This window comes from Afipia sp. GW822-FHT04G07 (genome assembly GCF_058800765.1).
Genome location: NZ_JBXAMP010000001.1, coordinates 2526285 through 2545361, shown reverse-complemented (window position 1 = coordinate 2545361; position 19077 = coordinate 2526285). Strand labels below are relative to the sequence as shown.

Here is a 19077-nt window from a genome sequence, read left to right as displayed (position 1 = left end):
GATGATCAGGGCTTGCCCGCGCCGGGCTGCTTCGGCACGCCTTCGTAAGCGGCGACGATCCGCGCCACCAGTTCGTGGCGGATCACGTCCTGCGCGGTGAACTTCACCTGTGCGATGCCTTCGACGCCGTCGAGCAGCTTGGCTGCTTCCGCCAGCCCCGACGGCTGCCCGTTCGGCAGATCGACCTGGCTCGGATCGCCGGTGATGATCATGCGGCTGTTCTCGCCCAGACGCGTCAGGAACATCTTCATCTGCATCGACGTGGTGTTCTGCGCCTCGTCGAGAATGATCGCGGCGTTGGTCAGGGTGCGGCCGCGCATGAAGGCCAGCGGAGCGATTTCGATTTCGCCGCTTTGCAGGCCGCGTTCGACGATGCGCGAATCCATCAGGTCGTACAGCGCGTCGTAGATCGGCCTCAAGTAAGGATCGACCTTCTCGCGCAGGTCGCCCGGCAGGAATCCGAGACGTTCGCCGGCTTCAACCGCCGGACGTGACAAGATAATGCGGTCGACTTCCTTGCGCTCGAACAACTGACAGGCCTGCGCCACCGCGAGCCATGTCTTGCCGGTGCCAGCCGGGCCGATGCCGAAGACAAGCTCATGACGCTTCAGCGCGCGGATGTAGGAATCCTGCGCAGCGGTGCGCGCACGCACCGGCCGCTTGCGCAGATTGATTTCCTCGAATTGCGATTTCGCCGTCTTCGGATCGAACTCGAACAGCGAGCCTTGCGCGATCACGGCGCGGATGGCGCCTTCGACGTCGCCCTGCGCGATGTCCTGACCGCGCACTGCCTGCTCATAGAGCATTTCGAGCACGCGCCGCGCGGCGTCGCATGCATCGCGCGTCCCGGCCACCGTGATGTGATTGCCGCGCGAGTCGGCGACGACGCCGAGACGGCGCTCGATCAAGGCGAGGTTCTGTCCGTAAGGACCGACCAGCGCCGACGCAGCGCCGTTGTCGTCGAAGGCGACAACGATCTGGGCTTCGTGCGGGGTTTGGACGTCGTGCTTGCGGCCTGGGGCGAGGGTCGGCGAATCCGATGCGCTTTTTGGCAAGGGTTCAGACTCCGGTGGTCATGGCTGGCAGGGAAGCGTTGGCAGACTGGGAACGCGACGCGACATGAGACTGTTCAGAACCGGCGTGAGCGCCGACAAGTGTGCCGATGAGGCTGTAGCGCTCGAGGCTGTCGATGGCGACAGGCAGCACCTGGCCGATGATGTCGGGCGAGGCCATGACATGGGCGGGTTGCAGGTAAGCCGTGCGGCCGACGATCTGGCCGGGATTGCGTGCGGCGCGTTCGAACAGCACATCGACCGTCTTGCCGATCGCCGCCGCATTGAAAGCGGCCTGCTGGCTGTCGATCAACTCCTGGAGCCGCGCCAATCGCTCGTCCATCGCCTTGGTCGTTACAGATGCGGTCGTGACCGTCTCCTGCATGTCCGCGGCCGGTGTGCCGGGCCGCGGCGAATACTTGAACGAATACGCGCCAGCGTAGCTGATTTGGCGGACCAGTGCGAGGGTTGCCGAAAAATCTTCCTCGGTCTCCCCCGGAAATCCGACGATGAAATCCGATGAAAATGCAACGTCTTCGCGCACCTTGCGGAACCGCTCGATGGTCCGGACATAATCGGCGGCGGTATGTTTGCGGTTCATCGCCTCCAGAATGCGGTCGGAGCCGGACTGCACCGGCAGATGCACGAACGGCATCACGGCGGGAATGTCGCGATGCGCTTCGATCAGCGCGTCGTCGACGTCGCGGGGATGACTGGTCGAGTATCGCAAGCGGACGATGCCGGGAATCTTTGCAAGGCGATGCAGCAGCTGGCCGAGCGACCACGGCTTGCCGCCGCTTCCTTCGCCGTGAAACGCGTTGACGTTCTGGCCGATCAGCGTGATCTCGCGCACGCCGTTGTCCGCGAGGCGCTGCACGTCGTCGACGATGCGCGCGACCGGGCGCGACACTTCCATGCCGCGCGTGTAAGGCACCACGCAGAAGGTGCAGAACTTGTCGCAGCCTTCCTGCACGGTGACGAACGACGAGATGCCGCGCGCGCGGATCATTGCCGGTTTCGGATCGGGCAACGAGGCGAATTTGTCCTCGACCGGAAATTCGGTCTCGACCGCGCGTCCGTCCGTCCGCGCCTTCGCAAGAAGCTGCGGCAAGTGATGATAGCTCTGCGGGCCGACCACGATATCGACCGACGGTTCGCGCCGGATGATTTCCTTGCCCTCGGCCTGCGCGACGCAACCCGCCACCGCGACGCGCATCTCGCGTCCATTGCGCGCGGCTTCGTCCTTGAGCGTGCGCAGCCGTCCGAGTTCCGAATAGACTTTCTCGGAGGCCTTCTCGCGGATGTGACAGGTATTGAGAATGACAAGATCAGCGTCATCGGCGCTGGCCGTCTCGACGAATCCCTCGGGCGCCAGCGTGTCCACCATGCGTTGTGCATCGTAGACATTCATCTGACAGCCGTATGACTTGATATGCAGCTTGCGCGGCGTATTCATCGATATCCCGACGGCGGCGCATGTCGCGCGGCCTGTTGCAGCATCAGATATAGCGTATGGGCGTTGAAATCCAGCGACCGGACCGTTCCCGGAATGCTCAAAATCGCTCTAAATGGCTGTTATTTCATCGCGATTGAGGCTCCGGGCGATCAGATCCGGCAATGCGCGCATGTCATCGATGACAATAACCGCGCCGGCGGCACGCAGCCGGTCGGCGTCGCCGGGGCGGCAATGGCTGCCGCCGGTAAATCCGATCACCGTCATGCCCGCCGCGCTCGCCCCGATGACGCCGGGCACGCTGTCCTCGACCACGACGCACCGCGCCGGCGGCGTGTTCATCTGGGCTGCGGCAAACAGAAACAGATCCGGCGCGGGCTTGCCGCGCTCGACCTGCATCGCGGAGAACAGATGCGGCGCAAAGCGGTCGAGCAGCCCGGTGGTGCCGAGGCTTGAGCGAATCCGCGTCGGCGTTCCCGACGACGCCACGCAGATGCGCTGGGACAACCGGTCCAATGTGTCGGCGATGTGCGGAATGGGTGTGAGCTGTTCGCCGAACACGCGATCGATGGTCGCCTTCAGTTGCACGGTGTAGGCGTCGGGCAGGGCGAAGCCGAGTTCGCTCTCGACTTCGAAGCGCGCCTCGCGTGCGGAGCGGCCGAGGAAACGTTCATGCACTTGGGCTGCGGAGATGGTGTAGCCGTGTTGCGTCAGCACATCGGCGTGGACGACGCAGGCCAGTGCCTCGCTGTCGACGAGCACGCCGTCGCAATCGAAGATGACGAGGTCGTAAGGGGACGAGGTGATCAAGTCTTGTCGTCGTCCCGAGTCTTTTCGTCCATTGGCACGCAATACAATTCGAGCCGGTGATCGACCAGCTTGTAGCCAAGCTTGCGCGCGATTTCGGTCTGGAGCTTTTCGATCTCCTCGGAGGTGAACTCGATCACCTTGCCGTCGCGCAGGTTGATGAGATGATCGTGATGACTCTCCGGCACCTGCTCGTAACGCGCGCGGCCTTCGCGGAAATCATGACGCTCGATGATGCCGGCGTCCTCGAACAGCTTCACGGTGCGATAGACGGTCGAGATCGAGATCTTGTCATCGACCGCGATGCAGCGCCGGTACAGTTCCTCGACGTCGGGATGATCCATGGCTTCCGCGAGCACGCGCGCGATCACGCGGCGCTGCTCGGTCATGCGCATTCCCGCCGCAGCGCAGCGCTTCTCGATGTCCGTATGCTTGCCTGCGGGCATGGATTTCAGGGCCGTCATTGCAAATTCCGGTCAAACGCCAGCGTCAGCGTGTTTTGCCACCAGCAGGAGCTTACGACAAGTCTCGTCGCATCACCACGGCGTTCAATTGTTCGCCGCCGGCGTCCTTGTAGTACCGGTCGCGGCGTCCGACCACGCGAAATCCGGCGCGTTCATACAGCGCGCGGGCCGGACGGTTGTTTTCCTCGACCTCAAGGAACACGGTTTTGAGCCCGTGTCCCGCGAGATGCCCGAGATGCGTGCGCAGTAGATCGCGGGAGAAGCCGCGCCCGCGATATTTCGTTGCAACGGCCACGGAGAGGATTTCCGCTTCGTCGGCGGCAGTTCGCGAGACAATGAATCCGATGGTCGATCCGCCGAGCCGCAGCCGATGCGCGAGCGCGTTGCGCTCGATCAGGATCTGCTCGAATTCGTCGGCGCCCCAGCCGCGATGAAACGAGGCGCGGTGGAGTTGCGACAGGCGCTGTGCGTCACGCAGGCTCGCGGGTTCGACCACCGCGTTGTCGCGCGCAAAGAGTTTTGGAAACAGGGCGGTGAGGAAAGCGGGAAGGCGCGCCATGGTTACGGACGCGATCCCGCAGCCGGCGGCGTGTATCCGGCTTTCGGCTTGGCATCGGGCGGACGCAGGTAAAACGGTTTCGCTGGCGCTGCGCTGGGTTCAGTCGCGGCTCCGATCCAGGCGACCCACGCAATGTCCGGGCCGGGCCGGGCATCGATCAGCGCAGGCGCCGGTGCGTGCTTCGGCCAGCGATCGGCAAGCAACTGCGCCGCATTGCCGACCATGCGCAGGGCGCCGAACCGCGAGGCGACAAAAGTATCCTCGATCGGGGCCACGGCCGGGCGCATCAGCGCGGCGCCGTTGCCCCCGACGACCTGAAAATAAACATGATCGTGCCGCGCATCGATGGCGGCGATGATCGGCTGTTGCTGTTCTTCCGCGACCCAGGGCGCGACGTAAGCCGACAAGGTGGTGAGCCCGACGACCGGCTTGTCGGCGGCAACGCCGATGCCGCGCGCCGCAGAAATGCCGACGCGCAATCCCGTGAAGCTGCCGGGGCCGGTGGTGACGGCGATGCGGTCGAGATCGAGATAGGCGCGGCCCGACGCTGTCATGACGCGGGCGATCAGCGGCATCAGCGCTTCGGCGTGGCCGCGCTTCATCTCCAGCGTTTCCTGCGCGATGACAGCCCGCGCGCCTGCATCCAGCACGGCGGCGGCGCAGTAATCCAGCGCGGTATCGATGGCGAGAACGATCATGGGGATGATCTAGCACCGATGCAGGCGTTCGAGGAATGCCTAAGAATGCCCATGCAAAGACACAGAAACAGATGTCGTCGCCGGGATTGACCCGGCGATCCATCGCTTTGGGAATAACCTGGCTCTAAAAGATGGATGGCCGGGACAAGCCCGGCCATGACGAGAAACTATAGAGAGTAGACGAGGCGGCGCTGCGTCACATCGGGCGGACTTCGACCACGTCCGGAATAAAATGCTTCAGCAGGTTCTGGATGCCGTGCTTCAGCGTCGCGGTCGATGACGGGCAGCCGGCGCAGGAGCCCTTCATGTCGAGAAACACGATGCCGTCCTTGAAGCCGCGGAAGGTGATGTCGCCGCCGTCGCTGGCGACCGCCGGACGAATTCGCGTCTCGAGCAGGTCCTTGATGATCGCGACGGTCTCGGTGTCGGCCTCGCTGAAGAACTCATCTTCATGCGGTGCATCGCCGTCCGCCACCTGACCGTCGGCCAGCAGCGGCGCGCCGGACATGTAGTGTTCCATGATAACGCCGAGGATGGCCGGCTTGAGATGCTGCCAGTCGCTGGCGTCCTTGGTGACGGTCACGAAATCCGAGCCGTAAAACACGCCCGTGACGCCGGGCACGGCGAACAGCCGTTCGGCGAGCGGCGAGCGGGTGGCGGAGTCGCGGTCGGTGAATTCCATGGTGCCGCTGTCGAGAACGGCGCGGCCGGGAATGAATTTCAGGGTGGCGGGATTGGGGGTCGCTTCGGTCTGGATAAACATGTGGTTCTCCGGCGCATCGCCGGTTCAAGGCCGGCGCGAACGGGGTTAAGTGAGCGGTTCCTATAACACAGATAACGCCGGAAAAAGCCCGATCAAGGGTGCATGGCGGGTGTTTCGGGGCTGCCAATTCAATTCCGGGTCGTCCCCGCTTTCGCGGGGACGACACAGTGTTTGTGCTTACGACAGCGCGTCGAGGTCGCTGTCGCTGAGATTGCCGGGTACAACGGTCATGGGGATCGGGAATGTTCCAGCGATTTTCGCAAGCGCCGTGATGATCGGACCCGGCCCTTCGGCGCCGGCGCTCGCCGCCAGCACCAGAACGGCGATGTCGACATCCTTGTCGATGACATCGAGGATCTGCGCGAGGGGCTCGCCCTCGCGGATCACGCGCTCCGGCGTGATGGCGGCGATGCCGTTGGCGCGGCCCGAGGCGCGGTCAAGCGCGGCGTTCGCGGCTTCCTCGGCTTCGGCCTGCATGATGTCGGCGACGCCGAGCCATTGCTGGTTGCGGTCGCCGGTGTCGATGACCCGTAACATCACCACGCCGCCGCCGACGCGCACCGCCCAGCGGCTTGCGTAATAGACCGCGCGATCGCCTTCCGCCGTTTCATCGACGACCACCAGGCACTTCGGCTTGTGGCCTTGCTCGTAACTTCGCCGCTGGTTGCTCATGCATGTCCCGGATCATGAACCGGCGTCATGCTGCCACGCGCAGGGGCGCGCCGACAAGGCGAGAACGGACTTGACGGAACTTGATTCGCGTCGCTCGCGCAGAATTCAGGCAGGCCGTCGTCTTCCCGGAAACCGGCTTTCGCTTTTCGGGAAAGGCCTATCGCTTGCGGATAAATCCGACGATGTCCTTCACCGCGTTCATGGTCTCAGCGGCGATGACGCGCGCGCGATCCGCGCCGTCGGCCAGAACGGAATCCACGTAAGCCGTATCCTGCGACAGCTTCTTCATTTCCGCGCCGATCGGTCCGAGCTTCGCCACTGCAAGATCGACCAGCGTCGACTTGAAGCCCGAGAACTGCCCGCCGCCGAATTCGCGCAGCACGTCGGATTTGGATCGTCCCGAGAGAGCTGCGTAGATGCCGACAAGATTGTCGGCCTCGGGGCGCGCTTTCAGGCCCTCTTCCTCGCTCGGCAACGGCTCCGGATCGGTTTTCGCCTTGCGCACCTTCTGGGCGATGGCGTCCGCGTCGTCGGACAGATTGATGCGCGAATAATCCGACGGATCGGATTTCGACATTTTCTTCGAGCCGTCGCGCAGCGACATCACGCGCGTCGCGGGGCCGGTGATCAGCGGCTCCGGCAGCGGAAAGAATTTTTCATCGAGATTGTGCGCACGGATCGAGTCCGAGAAGTCGTTGTTGAATTTCTGCGCGATGTCGCGCGCAAGTTCCAGATGCTGCTTCTGATCCTCGCCGACCGGCACATGGGTCGCGCGATAGACCAGAATGTCCGCGGCCATCAGGTTCGGATAGGCGAAAAGGCCGACCGAGACGTTCTCGCGGTCCTTGCCGGCCTTCTCCTTGAACTGGGTCATGCGATTGAGCCAGCCCAATCGCGCCACGCAATTGAAGACCCACGCGAGTTCGGCGTGCTCCGCAACCTGGCTTTGGTTGAAGACAATATTCTTTTTCGGATCGACGCCGCTGGCGATGAAGGCCGCCGTGACCTCGCGGATCGTGTGCGTCAGTTCGGCGGGGTTCTGCCACACGGTGATGGCGTGCATGTCGACCACGCAATAGATGCAGTTGTGGGTGTCCTGCAGTTTGACGAAGTTGACGATGGCGCCGAGGTAGTTGCCGAGGTGCAGATTGCCCGTCGGCTGAACGCCCGAAAACACCAGTTCTTTTGCAGCCATTTTGATCGTTCCCGTGCCGGCATATCTGGGCATGATCTGGTCCGAAAACCGGTATCCACTTTTCGGGATCATGCCCGGGCGTCTTTAGCCACGCGGGGCTTACTCGCGCAAGCCGCCATCGCGCAAATTGCTGATGGCTTCGCCCCAGCTCACCACGCCGAACAGGTCCAGCAGCAGCCCGTAGAACGAGACGCCCGCCGCCACCAGTCCGCCGAGAATGGTGAGATTTGCCGCGAAGCCTGCACCGGCCGTCACCGGAGCCACGAAGGATTCGGCGATGAACAGCATGGTCCCCATGATTGCCGCGCAGATCGCAATGCGCGGCAGACGCCGCCGTGCGATGGCGTCGATGGCGAAGCCGAATGTCGCACTTCCGCGCCAGGCCAGAATGCCCGCGCAGGCCCAGGCGCCGAGCGAGACGCTGGCGGCGACGCCGCTCGCGCCATAGCCGCGTCCGAAGAACAATCCGCAGACCACGGCGATGGCGATGCCGGCCAGCGTCGCCACCAGCGGCGTTTTGGTGTCTTCGCGGGCGAAGAACGCCGGCGACAGCACCTTGACCAGAACGTGCGCCGGCAGGCCGAGCGCGAGGATCGACAGCGCCTGCGCGGTCGCCACCGTGTCGGCCGGCGTGAATGCGCCGCGCTCGAACAGCACGCGGATGATCGGCTGGCTAAGGATGAAGAAACCAAGCGTCGCGGGCAGGATGAGGCCGGTGGCGAGTTCGAACCCGCGCGACTCGGCCTTCATCAAGGCGGCCTTGTCGCCGCTGCGGATCGCGCGGGTCAGTTCAGGCACCAGCACGGTACCCATCGCCACGCCGACCATGCCGAGCGGCAATTCGATCAGGCGGTTGGCGAAATACAGCCACGACACAGCGGCGGGCGAACTCGAAGCGATAATCGCGCCGCCGACAATCAGGAATTGCGGTCCGGCATTGGCGATCATGCCGGGAACGCCCTTGCGGAAGAATCCGCGAATCTGCGGGTCGAATGAAATCCGCACCGGCGTGGCCACGCCGTCGCGCCACGGCCTGCGCTGAACGAGGATCAGCATTTGCACGCATCCGGCGACGCCGACCGCGCCTGCGATCACGGTGGCCGAGAACAGCGGATCGTGCCGCCATACCAGCAGCACGACGAGCACCACGATCATGGTCAGGTTGAACAGCACCGGCGAAATCGCGGTGAGCATGAAGCGATGCTCGGCGTTCAGCACGCCCATCATCACGATGGAAGGACCGACGAAGGCGAGATACGGCATCATCAGCCGCGCATCGGTGACGGCGAGTTGCAATGTCTCGCGCCCGATGAAGCCGGGCGCGAGCACGGAGATCACGAGCGGCATCAGAAGCCCGAGCAGCAGCGCGATGACAATAAGAATGAGGCTGACGCTGCCGAGCACCCGTCCCGCGAAGGCGGCGGCGGCGACCGCGCCTTCGGTTTCGCGCACCTTGAGATAGTCCGGCACCAGGGCCGCGTTCAGCGCGCCTTCGGTGAACGAGCGTCGCGTCACGTTGATGAACTGAAACGCGACCAGAAACGCATCCGCGATCGATCCCGCGCCGAGCAGCGCCGCGATCAGCGCATCCCGCGTGAAACCCAGCGTCCGCGACGCCAGCGTTCCGGTCGATACGGTCAGGATATGGCGGATCATCGGGCTATTCTGCGGATCACATGCTTGCTGGCGGACATGGTGTCGTGATAGGTCGCCGGTTGTTGCAAAAGACCTTTCCAGGCTCCTTGGAAACGGCCCTTCACACTCTCCCTGAAATACCAGCTTTTGCCGGTTCCGCCCTCCCTCAACAGGAATATCATTAATGACCGCAGCGACATACGACGTTCTCGGCATCGGCAACGCCATCGTCGATATTCTGGCGAAAACCGAGGACGGCTTCCTTAGCGAGCAGGGCATGACCAAGGGCGCGATGGCGCTGATCGACGAGGCGCGGGCGGCCGCGATCTATCAGGCGATGGGGCCGGCCACCGAAATTTCAGGCGGCTCCGCAGCCAACACCATTGCCGGTCTCGCCAATCTCGGCGCGCGCGCGGCGTTCGTCGGCAAGGTGCGTGACGACCAGCTCGGCAATGTGTTCAGCCACGACATCGGCGCTGCCGGCGTGGCGTTCGAGACCCGCCCGGCCTCGACGGGGCCTGCGACCGCGCGCAGTTACATTCTGGTGTCGCCGGACGGCGAGCGCACCATGAACACCTATCTTGGTGCGGCGCAGGACCTGTCCGCCGCCGACATCGATCCGGCGCAGATCGCGGCATCCTCCATCGTCTATCTCGAAGGCTATCTGTGGGACCCCGCGCAGGCCAAGGAGGCTTTCCTGAAAGCCTCCAAGATCGCTCATGACAACAAGCGCAGCGTGGCGCTGACGCTGTCGGATGCGTTTTGCGTGGGCCGCTACCGCGACGAGTTTCTCGATCTCATCCGCAGCAAGACCGTCGATCTGGTGTTCGCCAATGAAGCCGAACTGACATCGCTCTATCAGATCGATGACTTCGACAAGGCGCTGGCGCAGTTGCGCAGCGACGCGGCGCTCGCCGTGGTTACGCGCAGCGAGAAGGGCTGCGTCGTCGTCTCGAAGGACAAGGTGACGGCGGTGCCGGCCTCGCCGGTGAAGCAGGTGGTGGACACGACCGGCGCGGGCGATCTGTTCGCGGCGGGATTCCTGTTCGGCACGGTGCGCGGTCTGGGCCATGAGCAATGCGGCCGTCTCGGTGCGCTTGCGGCGGCCGAAGTGATCCAGCACATCGGCGCGCGGCCGCAGACCTCGCTGAAGACTCTGGCGCAGGCGGCCGGACTGCCGGTTTAAAACGGGCTTCCTGGCCGCGCCCGATCAATCGTTCACGCTCGGGTGATCGTTCGTTAACCGCGATCCCGCTTGAAGGTCTCCTCGACGGCAACCATATAACGGAATGAGATTTCCGGCTGGAACCAATGCCGGGGATGGATGTTGAAATGTTTGCCGCGATGCGGACAGACCGATGACTTCAAGGAGGCCCGCGCAAGGCGGGACGGAGGGGCGCCATGATTGCGAGCTGGAGCGAGTGGAAACGTTATCCGAGGGCAGCGCGGAATGAAAAGCTCGAGGCGCCGATCGGACCGGGAATTTTCGAGGTGAGGCACGTCTCGTCCGGCGCGTTGTTCGCCTTTGAAGCATCCGAGAACCTCGCCCATGCATTGTCGTCGATCGGCTCCGGGTCGAAATCGTTTGTTTCGTGGTTCGGCAAGCGCGATGCGGCGATGTTGCCCGATCTGGAATACCGCACCTTTGCGACCGCGACACGCGGAGAGGCGAAGGTCGCCGCGGAACGCATGATCGGCCGCCGCGAAGCCTTCATGAGCCACGTCGCCTGATCTAGCGGCGCAACACGCCGATCATGCGGCTGGCGAAGGTCAGCCGCTCGGCCATCACCGACATGAAGTAGGTCAGAAGCTTCTGGCCGAGCGCCGGATTGCCGGCCATCATGGCATCGAAGACGTCGGCTTTCAGCACATAGAGCACGCTGTCGATTTCCGCCTGAATGGTTGCGCTGCGCGGCTGGCGCGCCACAAGGCCCATTTCGCCCACCGTGGTGTGACGTCCGAGGCTGCGCACGCGCGTGGTGCGGCCACCGCCGGCGTCCACCATGATGCCGACCCGGCCGCTCAGAATAAACAGCATGGAGTCCGCCGGTTCACCGGTCTTGGCGATGACGTCCCGTGCTCCGACCTTGATGCGCTGACAGCGCTGCGCCAGTTCAGCGGCATCGGTCTCGCTGCCGAGAATGGTTGCGAACCAGCTTTGCAGATCGCCTTCTTCCTGCTCCAGTCCGCGATGCCGGCCGATGATTTCGTTCTCGCACCATTCCAGCGCATGATCGAGCTCCGGCATCACCAGAATATCGTCCGACAGAAACTCGCCCGACCGCAGCGTCTTTTCGGTGGCCCGCGGCAGGTTGACGAGAACGAGCTTCACGCTGTTTTCGAGCGCCGAGCGCCGGATCTGGGCGAAGCTGTAGGCGGCCGATGAATCGATGCCGGTTACAAGCTTGAAGTCGAACACCAGGTAGCGGCACTCCGGGTGGCGCGACAACAGCGACTTGACGTGCTGATAAAGCCGGTTGGCCGAACCGAAGAACAGATAGCTTTGCAGATTGAGTCCGTGGATCTCCTTGCCGTGGATGGCCAGCAAGGCGAGGTCCTGCCGCGAGCGATCGAGCGAACTGCGATACTCCGCGCCGTTGAAGCCGAACTTGATCGAGCTGATGCGCGAGGCACTTAACGCGAATGTCGCACAGCCGATCACGGTTCCGATCAGGATGCCGGCGATGAAACCCCATTTCACGATGATGAAGATGATCGCGAGCAGCGACAGGTATTCGATGGTCGAGAGCCGCTTTCGTGACTCGACGATCCAGCGGTTGAGTTGATCGATTCCGAGATAGAGCAGCAGGCCGCCGAGAATGAATTTCGGCATGTAGCTGAGCAACGCCGGATCGGCCACCAGCATCAGGACGGCGACAGCAGCCACCATCAACCCGGAGATGCGGCTGGTCGCGCCGCTGTTGGCATTGAGCAGCGAGCGGCTGAGCGAGATGCACCCGGCATAGCCGCCGAAAAGTCCGGAGAGGACGTTGGCGATGCCTGCGACATTCAGCTCACGTTCGAGATTGGCTTCGCGGTTGGTCGCGACCTCAAGGCCCGTGGTGTTGAACAGCGTGCTGATCGCGGTGACAAAAATCACCGCGACGAGATTGCCGAGCAATCCCGGCAGCGCTTGCCATGGATAGTTTTGAATTTCGCCCAGATGCCACGGCGTCATCGTGCTCGCGCGGGGCGGGGACTGGAATGTCCAGCCGAGCGCCTGGGCCTGCTCCGGCGAGATGCCGGCGTAGCTGAAAACGATGTGAGCCACGATGACGCCGGCGATCAGGATTGCCGGCAGCGCCAGCGGATTACGTGATCGATGCCACACCAGGTAGATGATGAACGCCAGCGCGCCGCCTGCGAGCAGTTCGTACACCGTCATGGGATTTGCGAACGAAGCCATGTTGTCGAGACGCAAGGGCTGGTTCGTGATGACCCGGATTCCGCCGAGCACGATCAGCAGGGCTGTCGAGCCGAGGAATCCGCCGATTACAGGATAAGGCACATAGCGGATTGCACGGCCGATCCGGGTGAGACCCATGCTGCACAGCACGAGTCCGGTGATGACGGTCGCTGCGGACAGTGTCAGAAGCACCGGACCGAGCAGCGGCGTGGTAGGGGCCGCCGTGGCGATATGCTCGACCAGTGTCGCTGCCAGAATGCCGGTCACCGCCGCCGTGGATGTTTCGGGCGCCCCGACGGCAAAGGGGAAGGTGCTGCCGAGCGCGATCACCGCCGCGATGATGGCGGTCGCGGTAAATGTCGCCGCAATGCCGTAGGGCAGGTAGACCGCCAGCGGTCCGGAGAAGATCAGCACCGAATAGGAGAGGCCGAAAGACACCGTCAGAACGGCCGGTCCCGCGCTGGCGAACACGTCGATCAGACGCGCGCGCAGTTTCATGTCCAGGCCGGGAGCGGGATTGGCGGAGGGGAAAGCCACGCGGGACATCCAATGAGGGAAGCCGCTTCTCCTAGACGACGGCGATGCGAACGTAAAAGAGATTTTTATGACAGCCGCTTTTATAGGCGGCGCTTGCGCGCAATGAGATAAGGTGTGCGCTCAAGGCAAAGGCCGCGCTGCTTCCAGCGCGGCCTTTCCGCAGCTCAATTCTATCGCTGAATCAGCGGCCTTTGAATTTCGCCGGGCGCTTTTCAAGAAACGCACCGACGCCTTCCTTGAAGTCCTCGGTGCGGCCGGCGGAGCGCTGGAGCTGCTGCTCCAGGTCGAGCTGCTCCTCGAACGAATTGTTCTCGCTTTCCCAGTAGAGGCGACGGATCAGCGACAGCGCCACGGTCGGGCCGTTGGCGAGATCGTGCGCAAGCTTTTTGGTTTCCTCGGCCAGCGCCGCGTCGTCGACCACGCGGTTGATCAAGCCCCATTCCAGTGCCTTTTCGGCCGGAAGCCGTTCGCCCAGCAACGACAACTCGACCGAACGGGCCTTGCCGATCAGGCGCGGCAGGATCCAGGTCGATCCGCAATCCGGCACCAGGCCGATGCGGCGGAACGCCTGAAGGAAATACGATGACCGCGCGCACAAAATGATGTCGCCCATCAGCGCGAAGCTCATGCCGGCGCCGGCGGCGGGTCCGTTGACGGACGTGACGATCGGGCAATGCAGGTTGCGCAGGCGGCGCAGGAAGGGATGGAAGGCGGTTTCCAGCGTGGTGCCGGCGCTGGGCTTCTTGCCGCCTGCGGCGCGGCTCTGAAGATTTGCGCCGGTGCAAAACGCCTTGCCCGCGCCGGTCAGGACGAGGCAGCGGATTTCGTCGCGCTTCTCGTCGATCGCGTCCATCGCCTCGATCAGGCCGTCGAGCATATCGGCGGAGACCGCGTTCATGACTTCGGGATGATCGAGCACAAGCGTGGCGACCGGTCCGTCGAATTCCAGCCGGCAATGTTTGAACTGCATGCGTTCCTCGTTTGGTTTTGATGATGAACCTGACGCCGATCAGGTCGTCGGCTTCGTTTCGCCGCGAACTATTCCGGAAACCCGGCGGAGTGTAAACGGCGAGGGGAAGGACGTGTGCGATGGCGGGTCTGCCATGCGCCGCGAACGTCAATTTCGCATGGCGGAAACGGCGGCACGCGCAGCGTCCGCAGGTTTGATTTCGCAGCTATGATTGGCCAATGTCGCGGCAAGCGCGCAACGGGAGAGGAAACGACATGAGCATTTTCGATCTGAGCGGCCGCGTGGCGGTGGTGACCGGCGGCAATGGCGGCATCGGGCTTGGCATCGCGCAGGCGCTGGCGGCGGAAGGCTGTGCCGTGTCGATCTGGGGCCGCAATGCCGAGAAGAATGCGCGGGCTGCGGCCACGATTTCGGCGAAGGGCGGCAAGGTCGAGGCGCGCGTCTGCGATGTTACGGATACAGCTTCGGTGAAAGCCGCGATGACGGCCACCCTCGATACATTCGGCCGTGTCGACGGCTGCTTCGCTAATGCCGGGATCGGCGGCGGCGGACGGCACGCCTTCATCGACCGCACCGAAGAGGACTGGCGCAACATGTTCTCGACCAATCTCGACGGCGTGTTCCATGTGTTTCAGGCGGCGGCGCGGCACATGACCGAGCGCGCGACGGGCGGTGACGCTTTCGGGCGGCTGGTCGCGACATCGAGCCTCGCGTCGTTGTTCGGCACCGCGCGCAACGAGCACTATGCCGCGACAAAATCCGCCATCAACGCACTGGTGCGGGCGCTCGCGGTTGAACTCGCGCGCCATGGCGTCACCGCGAACGCGATCCTGCCCGGGTGGATCAAGAGCGACATGACGGAAGGACTCATGGCCAACGACAAGTTCGTCGCCAACGTAATGCCGCGCATTCCGGTGCGGCGGTTCGGCGAGCCGTCGGATTTCGGCGGCATCGCGGTTTATCTGATGAGCAAGGCGTCATCGTATCATACCGCGGACACCATCCTGATCGACGGTGGCTATACGGCGTTCTAACTATTCCGGCAGCGGAATGAACTCGTGCTCATTGGGCACATGGGCGAAGCGTCCGGCCTTCCAGTCGGCCTTGGCCTCCTCAATGCGCTCCTTGCTGGACGAGACGAAATTCCACCAGATGTGACGGGGGCCTTCCAGCGCCGCGCCGCCGAGGAACATCATCCGGGTCGGGCGTGTCGCCCTCACGGTGATGCGGTCGCCGGGACGGAAGATCAGCAATTGCGGGCTGACAAATTTCTCGCCCGCAATTTCGATCTCTCCATCCACGATGTAGATTGCGCGCTCCTCATGATCGGCGTCGAGCGGCGCGGTCATGCCGGCGTCGAGCGCGACCTCGACGTAAAACCACTCCGAGACCATGTCGACCGCGGCCTTCGCACCGAATGACGATCCGGCGATGATGCGCGCCTTGAAGCCCTTGTCTTCCACGACGGGCAGCGTTTCCGCCGCGAAGTGCTGGAACGACGGCGCGATTTCCTCGGAGCCGGCGGGAAGCGCGATCCAGCTTTGCAGGCCGAGCATTTTTTGCCCGTTGGCGCGTTGCACGTCGGGCGTGCGTTCGGAATGGGCGATGCCGCGTCCGGCGGTCATCAGGTTCATGGCGCCGGGCTGGATCTCCTGAATGTTGCCCTCGCTGTCGCGGTGCATGATGCTGCCGTCGAACAGATAGGTGACGGTGGCGAGCCCGATATGCGGATGCGGCCGCACATCCATGCCCTTGCCGGCGACGAACTGCACCGGGCCGAAGTGATCGAAAAAGATGAAGGGCCCGACCATCTGCCGCTTTCCGTGCGGCAGTGCGCGGCGGACCGCGAAGCCGTCGCCGAGATCGCGCGTGCGCGGCACGATCATCAGTTCAAGCGCGTCGCAGGTTTTGGGATCGCCGAGAATCGGATCGTTCGATGGCATCCAGCTCATGACGCAACTCCTTTGATAGCAAACTTGATATTATGCGCTGGCCGATATCTCCGCGACCGCGCGCGCCGGCAGCATCTTGCGAACCGCCGATGACGATGCGACCTGTCCCTTTTCGGCATAGGCTTCGTGGTTCGTCTCGATCTTGTCGAGCGCGTAGAGATAATTCACCATCAGCCCGTGCGATTGCTGGAGGCCCTTCTCCGAGCGGTCGCCGAGGAAATTCAGCCGCTCCAGCTGCGCGCCGTTTCCGAGATGGAATCGCGCGACCGGATCGACCGGCAGCCCGCGCGGTGTTTTGGCGTCGAGAAAATAATACGCTGCCAGCGGCAGCAGCGCGGCCTTGACCTGTTCGGCGGTCCCGGCGTCGTCGGCCCAGTCCGGGGTATCCAGCGCTTCAAGCACGGCCCGCGACGAGGCGTCGAGCAGCGTTGAATCCTCCGACGTGCGTTCCCGCTTCAGCCACGCGGCGAAGCCGGGCACCGGGGAGAGCGTCACAAAAGTTTGCACATTCGGCAGTTCGCGCTTGATGTCCTCGACCACCTGCTTGATCAGGAAGTTGCCGAACGAAATGCCGCCGAGGCCCTTCTGGGTGTTCGAGATCGAATAGAACACCGCGGTGGTGGCGTCGGTCGCCGCGATCGGCGCGCGGGTGAGATCGAGCAATGGCGCGATCGCAGCCGGACTTTCCCGGGTCAGCGCCACCTCGACGAAGATCAACGGCTCATCCACCAGCTGCGGATGGAAGAAGCCGTAGCAGCGGCGGTCCGATGGCGCGAGGCGGCTGCGCAGATCGTCCCAGTTGGAGATCGCGTGGACCTGCTCGTAGCGGATGATCTTTTCGAGGATGTTGGCCGGTGTGGTCCAGTCGATCCGTTGCAGCACAAGAAAACCCCTGTTGAACCACGACGCGAACAGATGCACGAAATCGCTGTCGACATGCTTGAGCGCCGGATGATCCTTGATATGCGTCAGCAGCGCCTCGCGCATCCGCACCAGCGAGGCGGTGCCGCCCGGCGCGAGATTCAAGCGCCGGATCAATTCCTGGCGGCGCGGTTCGGCAGCCTTCAATAATTTGCTGATGGTATCGGCAGACGTGCCCTTGTCGCGCACCGCCGCCAGCGCCGCGTCCAGTTCGGTCATGTCCGGCCCGAACAGGTCGGCGAGCGCGTTGAGAAACGCGAGCTGATCGGCCTCGCTCGCGGCGGCATAGCCGGCGAGCAGCGAATTGGCGAGCGCCACGCCGGTGGCTTCGCCGCGCCGGGACAGCAGGGTTTCGCCAAGCCCGATCAGTTCGGCCTGCGACATCGCGCGTGATCCGCTCGACAGGCCGAGCAGGCTGCGGCCGCGTGTGGTCAGCGTGGAGAGCAGATTGCTCAGGGAGGCGCGGTCTAGTCCCAGTGTCGCCATGGGGTCAGCATGCTCCTTCGCGGTCCGGTATCATCCTTGAATGATACGCAGCGAATGCGACCGATTCCAGACGCTTGATGCCGGACTTTGGTTGGGGAATGCCTGATGTGCGGGCAGTTCGGCGGTGGTGCGGCTCAAAGCCGCGCGAGAGATGTGACGCTGCCGATCCGGTCGAATTTCTCCAGCGACAGTACCGCGTCCGCGAAACGGTCCGCGCGCTCGTTGAGCACCGGCCGCGCCAGTTGCAGGAATTTCTGCTGCATCGCTGCCGCATCGGGAAACGACGACGGCTCACCCGACGGATCGGGAATGAGGCGTTCGATCACGCCTTCGCCGGCGTCGATGGAAACGCGCGCGCCGAACGGATGGGTTTTGCCTTCCAGCCGCGCGTCCTGCACCACGTCGAACTTGTCGGCGAGCGCCTCGATGGCCGGGTCGCCGAGCCGCTTGTAATCGTCCCAGCCGAACGAGCCCTGATCGAGCGCGAGCGCCCCGGTGAAGAACATCGAGAATTGTCCGCCGACCACGCTGCGGGCGTGGCGCTTGGTGGCGGCATCGCCGGTCAGCGTGATGCCGTTGCGGTGCAGGCCGATCTCGACGCGCTTGATGTTCTCAGGCGTGAGATTGTGCTCGCGGCGCATGGCGATCAGCGCGTCGATGGCGGCGTGGGTGTAGCGGCAGCTCGGATACGGCTTCACGCCGATCTTCATGGTCTCGTAGATCTTGCCGAGACCGGCAGTGGCCTTGTCGGGGTGCGCGTCGTCGCTGTAGCCGACCAGAAGACCGTGCTTGCCCTCGACCGATTCCGTCGCGCCGATAAAACCTTCACGCGCGAGGGACGCGGCGACGACGCCGTTCATCGCGGCGGCGCCGACCTGATAGCGCTTGTTCCATGCGCCGTTGACCAGAAACTGCAACGAGCCCGCTGCCTGGCTGCCCGAGACACCGAATGCTGCAACGATCTGGTCGGCACTGAGCTTGTAGAGTTTCGCCGCCGCCGCTGCCGCGCCATAGGTGCCCGCGGTGGCGGTGGGGTGGAAGCCTTTGGCGTAATGCGATGTCGGATCGAGCGCATTGCCGAGGCGGCAGCAGACTTCGTAGCCCGCGACGATGGCGGTCAGCACCTCGCGGCCGCTGGCGCCCGTGATCTCGCCGACCGCGAACGCGGCGGGCACGACGGGTGCGCTGGGGTGCAGCGAGGAATCCGCGTGGGTGTCGTCGAAATCGAGCGAATGGCCGAGCGCGCCGTTCAGAAGCGCGGCGATGGCCGGGGTATAGGTTTTGGCGTCGCCGCAGACGGTGGCGTCGCCCTTGCCGTCGAGGCCAAGCGTGGCGAGCATCGCCAGCAGCGACGGCGTGGATTCGGCTTCGCTGCGCGCGCGCACGGCGCTGCCGAGGAAATCCAGCGTCAGCGCCTTGGCGCGCTCCAGCACTTCGGCCGGAATGTCCTCATACTTGAGGTTTGCAACGTAAGCGGCCAGCGTTGCGGTTTCATTCGCCATGGATA

The 19077-nt window shown here is 63.8% G+C and carries 18 protein-coding genes; 3 read left to right on the top strand and 15 right to left on the bottom strand.

The genetic code is table 11. The features are described from left to right. Positions 1-5 precede the first annotated feature (5 nt). The 10 genes from AC1RKJ_RS12430 to murJ form a co-directional block, all read right to left on the bottom strand. Positions 6-1055, bottom strand: a complete 1050-nt coding sequence (locus AC1RKJ_RS12430; protein ID WP_492791262.1) for a PhoH family protein — start codon at positions 1053-1055, stop codon at positions 6-8. A gap of 4 nt (positions 1056-1059) precedes the next feature. Beyond that, positions 1060-2508, bottom strand: coding sequence for a tRNA (N6-isopentenyl adenosine(37)-C2)-methylthiotransferase MiaB (gene miaB, locus AC1RKJ_RS12425; RefSeq protein WP_492791261.1), 1449 nt, complete (start codon positions 2506-2508; stop codon positions 1060-1062). A 108-nt stretch (positions 2509-2616) separates the two neighbouring features. Then, the gene (locus AC1RKJ_RS12420; protein WP_492791260.1) at positions 2617-3315 is read right to left on the bottom strand and encodes an HAD family hydrolase; all 699 of its coding nucleotides are present in this window, start codon (positions 3313-3315) and stop codon (positions 2617-2619) included. Then, a complete protein-coding gene (locus AC1RKJ_RS12415; RefSeq protein WP_492791259.1) occupies positions 3312-3776 on the bottom strand; it encodes a Fur family transcriptional regulator in 465 nt (154 codons plus the stop codon). Before AC1RKJ_RS12415 ends, AC1RKJ_RS12420 begins: the two co-directional genes overlap by 4 nt. A gap of 52 nt (positions 3777-3828) precedes the next feature. Next, positions 3829-4335 (bottom strand): ribosomal protein S18-alanine N-acetyltransferase, encoded by a 507-nt coding sequence (gene rimI, locus AC1RKJ_RS12410; protein WP_492791258.1) that lies wholly within the window; start codon positions 4333-4335, stop codon positions 3829-3831. Between the two features lie 2 nt (positions 4336-4337). Continuing rightward, entirely contained in the window at positions 4338-5033 is a 696-nt protein-coding gene (gene tsaB, locus AC1RKJ_RS12405) for a tRNA (adenosine(37)-N6)-threonylcarbamoyltransferase complex dimerization subunit type 1 TsaB (RefSeq protein WP_492791257.1), read from the bottom strand. A 196-nt stretch (positions 5034-5229) separates the two neighbouring features. Continuing rightward, complete coding sequence (locus tag AC1RKJ_RS12400) at positions 5230-5796, bottom strand: NifU family protein (protein ID WP_492791256.1); 567 nt, start codon at positions 5794-5796, stop codon at positions 5230-5232. A 177-nt stretch (positions 5797-5973) separates the two neighbouring features. After that, entirely contained in the window at positions 5974-6468 is a 495-nt protein-coding gene (locus tag AC1RKJ_RS12395; RefSeq protein WP_492791255.1) for a universal stress protein, read from the bottom strand. A gap of 157 nt (positions 6469-6625) precedes the next feature. Then, the gene (trpS, locus tag AC1RKJ_RS12390; protein ID WP_492791254.1) at positions 6626-7663 is read right to left on the bottom strand and encodes a tryptophan--tRNA ligase; all 1038 of its coding nucleotides are present in this window, start codon (positions 7661-7663) and stop codon (positions 6626-6628) included. A 99-nt stretch (positions 7664-7762) separates the two neighbouring features. Then, positions 7763-9319 carry a murein biosynthesis integral membrane protein MurJ gene (murJ, locus tag AC1RKJ_RS12385; protein ID WP_492791253.1) on the bottom strand — a complete coding sequence of 519 codons (1557 nt, stop codon included), beginning with the start codon at positions 9317-9319 and terminating at the stop codon, positions 7763-7765. A 163-nt stretch (positions 9320-9482) separates the two neighbouring features. Here murJ and AC1RKJ_RS12380 point away from each other — a divergent pair, with 163 nt between their 5' ends. Further along, entirely contained in the window at positions 9483-10484 is a 1002-nt protein-coding gene (locus tag AC1RKJ_RS12380; RefSeq protein ID WP_492791252.1) for an adenosine kinase, read from the top strand. A gap of 215 nt (positions 10485-10699) precedes the next feature. Then, positions 10700-11029: a hypothetical protein gene (locus AC1RKJ_RS12375; protein ID WP_492791251.1), complete on the top strand. Its 330-nt coding sequence runs from the start codon at positions 10700-10702 to the stop codon at positions 11027-11029. A gap of 1 nt (position 11030) precedes the next feature. Here the strand turns inward: AC1RKJ_RS12375 and AC1RKJ_RS12370 are convergent, their stop codons facing one another. After that, positions 11031-13250 (bottom strand): SLC26A/SulP transporter family protein, encoded by a 2220-nt coding sequence (locus AC1RKJ_RS12370; protein WP_492791250.1) that lies wholly within the window; start codon positions 13248-13250, stop codon positions 11031-11033. A 172-nt stretch (positions 13251-13422) separates the two neighbouring features. Next, positions 13423-14211 (bottom strand): enoyl-CoA hydratase/isomerase, encoded by a 789-nt coding sequence (locus AC1RKJ_RS12365; RefSeq protein ID WP_492791249.1) that lies wholly within the window; start codon positions 14209-14211, stop codon positions 13423-13425. Between the two features lie 254 nt (positions 14212-14465). Here AC1RKJ_RS12365 and AC1RKJ_RS12360 point away from each other — a divergent pair, with 254 nt between their 5' ends. Continuing rightward, positions 14466-15245, top strand: coding sequence for an SDR family NAD(P)-dependent oxidoreductase (locus AC1RKJ_RS12360; RefSeq protein ID WP_492791248.1), 780 nt, complete (start codon positions 14466-14468; stop codon positions 15243-15245). Here AC1RKJ_RS12360 and AC1RKJ_RS12355 read toward each other — a convergent pair whose 3' ends face one another. From AC1RKJ_RS12355 to AC1RKJ_RS12345, 3 genes are all read right to left on the bottom strand, one after another. Further along, complete coding sequence (locus AC1RKJ_RS12355) at positions 15246-16163, bottom strand: pirin family protein (RefSeq protein ID WP_492791247.1); 918 nt, start codon at positions 16161-16163, stop codon at positions 15246-15248. Between the two features lie 30 nt (positions 16164-16193). Further along, positions 16194-17570, bottom strand: a complete 1377-nt coding sequence (locus AC1RKJ_RS12350; RefSeq protein ID WP_492791246.1) for a malonyl-CoA decarboxylase — start codon at positions 17568-17570, stop codon at positions 16194-16196. 134 nt (positions 17571-17704) lie between these two features. After that, entirely contained in the window at positions 17705-19072 is a 1368-nt protein-coding gene (locus AC1RKJ_RS12345; RefSeq protein ID WP_492791245.1) for an MmgE/PrpD family protein, read from the bottom strand. Between the last annotated feature and the right edge of the window lie 5 nt (positions 19073-19077).